The organism is Streptomyces sp. NPDC030995, assembly GCF_055571215.1.
Genome location: NZ_JBVIFS010000007.1, coordinates 1 through 5992, shown reverse-complemented (window position 1 = coordinate 5992; position 5992 = coordinate 1). Strand labels below are relative to the sequence as shown.

The 5992-nt window shown below is 71.6% G+C and carries 6 protein-coding genes; 5 read left to right on the top strand and 1 reads right to left on the bottom strand.

The window, feature by feature from the left end:
* The first annotated feature begins 250 nt into the window (after window positions 1–250).
* Window positions 251–1135, top strand: a complete 885-nt coding sequence (locus ACZ45T_RS13680) for a helix-turn-helix domain-containing protein (protein ID WP_468440697.1) — start codon at window positions 251–253, stop codon at window positions 1133–1135.
* 211 nt (window positions 1136–1346) lie between these two features.
* Complete coding sequence (locus ACZ45T_RS13675; RefSeq protein ID WP_468440696.1) at window positions 1347–1556, top strand: DUF397 domain-containing protein; 210 nt, start codon at window positions 1347–1349, stop codon at window positions 1554–1556.
* A gap of 195 nt (window positions 1557–1751) precedes the next feature.
* Here the strand turns inward: ACZ45T_RS13675 and ACZ45T_RS13670 are convergent, their stop codons facing one another.
* Window positions 1752–2606 (bottom strand): hypothetical protein, encoded by an 855-nt coding sequence (locus tag ACZ45T_RS13670; protein ID WP_468440694.1) that lies wholly within the window; start codon window positions 2604–2606, stop codon window positions 1752–1754.
* Between the two features lie 167 nt (window positions 2607–2773).
* Between ACZ45T_RS13670 and ACZ45T_RS13665 the strand changes: the two genes are divergently transcribed.
* The 3 genes from ACZ45T_RS13665 (at window position 2774) to ACZ45T_RS13655 (ending at window position 5747) form a co-directional block, all read left to right on the top strand.
* Entirely contained in the window at window positions 2774–3997 is a 1224-nt protein-coding gene (locus ACZ45T_RS13665) for an aminotransferase-like domain-containing protein (RefSeq protein ID WP_468441110.1), read from the top strand.
* Window positions 3998–4085: 88 nt separating this feature from the next.
* Window positions 4086–4853, top strand: a complete 768-nt coding sequence (locus ACZ45T_RS13660; RefSeq protein ID WP_468440692.1) for a hypothetical protein — start codon at window positions 4086–4088, stop codon at window positions 4851–4853.
* A 111-nt stretch (window positions 4854–4964) separates the two neighbouring features.
* Window positions 4965–5747 carry an SDR family oxidoreductase gene (locus ACZ45T_RS13655; RefSeq protein ID WP_468440690.1) on the top strand — a complete coding sequence of 261 codons (783 nt, stop codon included), beginning with the start codon at window positions 4965–4967 and terminating at the stop codon, window positions 5745–5747.
* The last annotated feature ends 245 nt before the right edge of the window (window positions 5748–5992 follow it).

The following is a 5992-nucleotide window of genomic DNA, read 5'->3' as shown; positions in this document are numbered from 1 at the left end:
TTTTTTTCTTTCCCTCCTTCGTTGGGGGGTGGGTGGTGGTCGGTCAGCTTCTACCCCCCCTGAGGAGAACAGCAACGGGAGGGGGAGGGGGGGGGGGGGGGGGGGGGTTCCCCCCCCCCCCCCCCCCCCCGCGTCTGTGTTTCCCGGCCGTTCCCCAGCGGCGCCGACCGCTTCGGTGGCAGTCTGCTCGACATCAGACACGCAGAGAGACAGCTGCTGCACGACAGAAGAAGGCGGAGGTGCCGTTCACGTGGCGTCCAATGTCAATCCCACCGTCCGACGCCGCCGACTGGGCATGGAGTTGCGCAAGCTCCGCGAGGACAAGGGCATGACGGCCGAGCAGGTCGCCGAGCGCCTGCTGGTCTCCCAGTCGAAGATCAGCCGACTGGAGAACGGCCGCCGTTCCATCAGCCAGCGCGACGTCCGCGACTTGTGCGACGTGTACGAGGTCGAGGACCGCCGGCTCATCGACTCCCTCATGCAGATGGCGAAGGACTCCCGCCAGCAGGGCTGGTGGCACGCCTTCGGCGACATCCCGTACAGCGTCTACATCGGCCTGGAGACCGATGCCGCCAGCCTGCGCACGTACGAGCCCCTGGTGATCCCGGGGCTGCTCCAGACCACGGAGTACGCCCAGTCCCTCGTCCGCGGTGCGTGGCCGGAGACCGCCCCTGCCGACGTGGAGAAACGGGTCCAGGTGCGCATGCACCGGCAGAAGCGGCTCTCCGAGACGGAGAACAACAACCCGGAGCTCGGGCCGCTGCGCCTGTGGGCCGTCATCGACGAGGCCGCGCTGCGCAGGCGGGTGGGCGACGCCCCGTTGATGGTCCGGCAGCTGGAGTTCCTGATAGAGCAATCGGAGCAGCCGCACGTCACCGTGCAGGTGATGCCGTTCTCGCTGGGCGCGCACCCGGGCGTCAACGGCCAGTACGCGATCCTCGAATTCCCGGACGCGTCCGACTCGACCGTCGTCTACATCGAGGGCGTGACGAGCGACTTGTACCTGGAGAAGGCCAACGACGTTCAGAAGTACAGCGTGATGTACGAACATCTGCGCGCGCAGGCCCTCAACGTCGACCAGACCCGTCAGTTCATCTCGGGAATCATCGAGGAATATGCGGACAAGGGCGAATGAGCCCGTAGTGCACCGGGGTGCGTGGCGAGCGGGTGACGAGCGGGCCGGTACGGTACACCGTCACTCCCCGGCCACAGAAGGCCTGAATGGAATATGCCACTCGGTCGGGTGAATGCCTCCTTCACCTATCAGGAGCTGCCGGTAGCGTCGATCACGTCGGTCGGAGAAGTGGCCGACACGCCACCGGAACTACTGCTCACCGGAGAGAAACATGGCTATTCGCGAAGGCGCCACGGACAACTGGGTCAAGTCCTCCTACTCCGCCAACGGCGCCTGCGTCGAGGTCAAGTCCCCCGTCATGGAGGCCATCGCGGTCCGTGACTCGAAGGTGCAGGACGGTCCGTCCCTGACCTTCGCGCCCGGCTCGTGGACCTCGTTCGTCGCCGATGTCACCGAGGGCCGACCGGGACGCCTCGCCTGAACGTCACGGCCGATCCCAACCGTCCCGTCGTCACAACCACTTGCACCACCTGCACCACCGGCAGCACCTGCTCCACCTGCAGCACCTGCACCACTGACTGGAGCCCTCTCGACCGGTCCGCCGTCTTGGCCGAGGGGGCTCGGCCATGTCCGCGTACGGGACGGAGGCGACGCTCGGCTCCCGTCCGCCCGGCCCTCAGCGCAGCTGGTCGACGTACCGGTCGGTCCCCGGCACCGTCGGGATGAACGGCGCCACCAGCTCCACCCGCCCCAGCCCCGCCTCCGCGACCTCCGCGTCCAGCCCCTGGAAGCGGTCCCAGCAGGTCCGGGGGTCCTCCTCCAGGAACCACAGCAGCGTGAGGCGGGTGTCGACCCCCTCGACCTGCTTGACGTACGTCATCCGGTCGCCGGGCAGCGGCGTGGGCCGGAAGACCGTCACCATCGCGGCCGGGGAGCCGTGCAGCCGCCGGGGCAAGGCGTGTGAGCGCAGCCACTCCAGCAGCTCGGCCCGCTGCTCGGGGCCGTCGGCGTCGACGACCTGGACCACGAGTCCGGCGTACGGGTGGTCGAGGGCGTGGAAGTCACGGGGTCCGGCGGCGCCGTCGCGGTAGACCGTGGCCCGGTGGTCCTGGAAGGACGTGAACACGTGCGTCCGGTCCTGGTAGACCCGGCCGTCGCGGTTCAGACGCTTGTTGATGCCGACGGTCCACTTCATGTGCTCGTCGTAGCGGCCCTCGGTGACCCAGTACGTCGATATGTAGCAGCCGGCGGTGACCGGTTGGGCGACGGCCGACTTCTCGGGGTAGCGCAGCTCCTGGAGCTCGCGGGTGGCCACCCAGCGGCGGCCGGCGTACATCCAGGGCATGGCCATGGCGCCGGCGTAGTAGTGGTCGTCCTCGTACCAGCGGTTGTACGCGTACTCGTGGCCCGGGTGCGGTTCCACCATGGTGATCAGCGCATGGCCGGGACGGACGCCGTAGGGGCCGACGGCCGCGAGCTCGGCGTAGTCGTCGACGCGGGTCTCCTGCTGGTGCTGCTCTCCTGTCGTCATGGGAACGGTCTAGCTGATGCGGCATCAGATGGGGAGCCCTCGGGGGCTGTTCCACCACGTGATACATAGATGCCGTCTACAACCTTCTCTCGCTACGATGCGCGCACCCGTCTCCGAGGAGCAGGAGCCCCGTGCCCGCGCCCATCCCCACCACCGCGCCCGCGCCCGTGTCCGCGCCCGCGCCCGCAGCGGCCGGCCCCGCGCCGCTGCCCGCGTTCGCCGCCCGCACCGCCTCGGTCCAGGGTTCCCCGGTACGCGAGATCCTCGCGCTGACCGAACGCCCCGGGGTCATCTCCTTCGCCGGCGGACTCCCCGCGCCCGAGCTCTTCGACACGGAGGGCCTGCGGGCCGCGTACGACGCCGCCTTCGCGGTGTCGGCGCGGCGCGCGCTCCAGTACTCCACCACCGAGGGCGCGCCGGAACTCCGCGAGGCCGTCGCGGCCCGGGCCACGGCGCGCGGGCTGCCGACCGGCGCGGACGACGTACTCATCACCTCGGGCTCCCAGCAGGCCCTCACGCTCCTCACCGCCACCCTCGTCGAACCCGGCGACGTGGTGCTGGTCGAGAACCCCACCTACCTGGCGGCGCTCCAGTGCTTCGGGCTGGCGGGCGCGCGGGTGGTGCCCGTCCCCTGCGACGCGGAGGGCATCGTCCCGGAGGCGCTGGCCGGCATCGTCGCGCGGGAACGCCCGAAGCTGCTCTACACCGTCCCCACCTTCCAGAACCCGACGGGACGCACCCTGCCGGCCGCCCGCCGGGCGGCGGTGGCGGAGATCGCGGGGCGCCTCGGGCTGTGGCTGGTGGAGGACGACCCGTACGGAGACCTCCGCTACGAGGGCTCCGACGTGCCGTGGCTCGCCGCCCATCCGGGGGCGCAGGACCGTACGGCCCTGCTCGGCAGCTTCTCGAAGGTCATGGCGCCGGGCCTGCGGCTGGGCTGGCTGCGGGCGCCCGCGGAACTGCGCCGGGCCGCGGTGGTCGCGAAGCAGGCGGCGGACCTCCACACCTCCACGGTGGACCAGCTGGCCGCAGCGCACTACCTCGCGACGGTGGACCTGGACGCCCACATAGCCACGGTCCGCACGGCGTACCGCGAGCGGCGCGACGCCCTGCTGGCGGGCCTGGGCGAGGCCCTCCCGACGGGCTCGGAGTGGAACCGTCCGCAGGGCGGCATGTTCGTCTGGGCCCGCCTGCCGCAGGAGCACGACGCGGCGCAGCTGCTGAAGTCGGCCATCGCCCACGACGTGGCCTACGTCCCGGGAGCCCCCTTCTACACGGGCCCGGCCGACCCGCGCACGCTCCGGCTCAGCTTCACCACCCACACCCCGGAGGAGATCGCGGAGGGACTGCTCCGGCTGCGGCGGGCGACGCAAGGGGCCGAGGTGATGTGACCGACAGGCGAAACCCCCTGGTGGTGGCGGGTCGCCGCCGATGCCTTCCCCCTGATCATCCACATCTCCGGGGGACGGTTCCATGCACATGCGGCGCTCACGGCCGGCGGTCGGCCGCCACCTCGCCCTGACGGCGGCCGTCGCCGTCGCCCTGACCGCGGTCGGCTGCACGGCGGAAGCCGGAACTTCGGACAAGGGTGCCGATGCGCCGTCGGCGTCCGCGTCGGAGTCGGCGTCCCCCTCGGGCTCCCCGTCGATCGCCGCCATCACGGGCCGCGCGCTGACGCGCGAGCAGTTGCTGGCGGCGGCGGTGCCGGACTCGGAGGTCCCGGACTCCCACGGCAACCCGGTCGCCATCCGCAAGCCCCAGAAGCCCGACCCGAGGTTCAAGCCCCCCTCCGACCTCGCCTGCGCGCGCGTGCTCGACGCCACCTACGCCCGGATGAACGTGAACCTCGCCCCGCTCGTGGCCGAGCAGAGCTACAACTGGAAGGGGGACTACTTCGGCAGCAGCGCGCTCCTCGCCTCGTACCGGGAGGACACGGCGCAGATCGCCTTCATGCTGCTCCGCGACGGTCTGACCACCTGCCGGCAGTACCAGGTGGAGGACCCCTCCGGGGTCTTCAACAAGACGATGACCGCCGTTCCCGCCCCGCGGCTGGGCGACGAAGCCGTGCAGTTCGAGGTCTCGACCCCGAGGGAGAACGGGGGGCGGCTCCTGACGCAGTACACGGTCGTCCGGACCGGGCACTGCATCGCGACCTTCATCAAGAGATCGGACGGCCTGGAAGGAACCGCCTTCCCGCCGGCCGTGATCGCACGGCAGGTCGCCCTGCTGGAGGAGGCCCAGCGCTGACCGGAAGCGGCACGGAGCGGCACCCGCCTCCGGGGCCCTTCCCAACCCGCCCCGCCTCCCCTAGCCTGACGGCCCGTCAGATATCACTTCCGTGCCCACCGGAGGACCGTCATGCTGCTCCAAGGGAAGACCGTCATCGTCTCCGGCGTCGGGGCCGGACTCGGACATCAGGTGGCCGCCGCCGTGGTGCGGGACGGGGGGAACGCCGTGCTCGGGGCGCGGACCGAGGCCAATCTCGCCAAGTCCGCTGCGGAGATCGACCCCGAGGGGATCCACACCGCCTACCGGACCACCGACATCTCCGACGAGGGGCAGTGCGAGGCGCTGGCGGCCCTCGCCGCCGAGCGCTTCGGCGGGGTCGACGCCGTCGTGCACGTCGCCGCCTTGGACTCGTACTTCGGGGGGCTGGAAGGCGCCGACTTCGGGACCTGGGCGCAGATCATCGACGTGAACCTGCTGGGGACTCTGCGAATGACCCGCGCCTGCCTGCCCGCGCTCAAGGAGCGCGGCGGATCAGTGGTGATCATCGGTACGCAGTCCGCGGTCGCCGCGCCCAACGAGGTGCAGCAGGCCGCCTACGCCGCCTCCAAGGGCGCACTGACCTCCACCATGTACTCCATGGCCCGCGAGCTCGGCCCGCACCGGATCCGCGTCAACACCGTGCTGCCCGGCTGGATGTGGGGGCCGCCCGTACAGGCCTTCGTCACCTTCACCGCCCACACGGAGGGCGTTCCCGAGGCCGAGGTCCACGCCCGGCTGACCGACCGCATGGCGCTGCCCGACCTCGCCACCGACGGGGACGTCGCCGACGCCGCCGTGTTCCTCGCCTCCGACCGGGCGCGGGCGATAACCGGCCAGTCCCTGCTGGTCAACGCCGGTGAGCTGATGAGATGAGCCGCACCACCGCCGGAACATCGGATCGTATGCTCGCCGTATGACCACTCCGAGTGACGCTCCGACCGAAAACGCGATGCGCCGCGCGCTCCGGCGGGCCCGAGACGGCGTCGCGCTCGACGCGACCGAGGCGGCCGTGCTCCTCCGGGCGCGGGGGGGGGGGGGGGGGGGGGGGGGGGGGGGGGGGGGGGGGGGGGGGGGGGGGGGGGGGGGGGGGGGGGGGGGGGGGGGGGGGGGGGGGGGGG

Excerpts from the sequence above, each read along its gene's own strand:
- ACZ45T_RS13675 (WP_468440696.1), top strand. The coding sequence starts at position 1,347 with ATGGCTATTCGCGAAGGCGCCACGGACAACTGGGTCAAGTCCTCCTAC.
- ACZ45T_RS13670 (WP_468440694.1), bottom strand. The coding sequence starts at position 2,606 with ATGACGACAGGAGAGCAGCACCAGCAGGAGACCCGCGTCGACGACTAC.
- ACZ45T_RS13660 (WP_468440692.1), top strand. The coding sequence starts at position 4,086 with ATGCGGCGCTCACGGCCGGCGGTCGGCCGCCACCTCGCCCTGACGGCG.
- ACZ45T_RS13655 (WP_468440690.1), top strand. The coding sequence starts at position 4,965 with ATGCTGCTCCAAGGGAAGACCGTCATCGTCTCCGGCGTCGGGGCCGGA.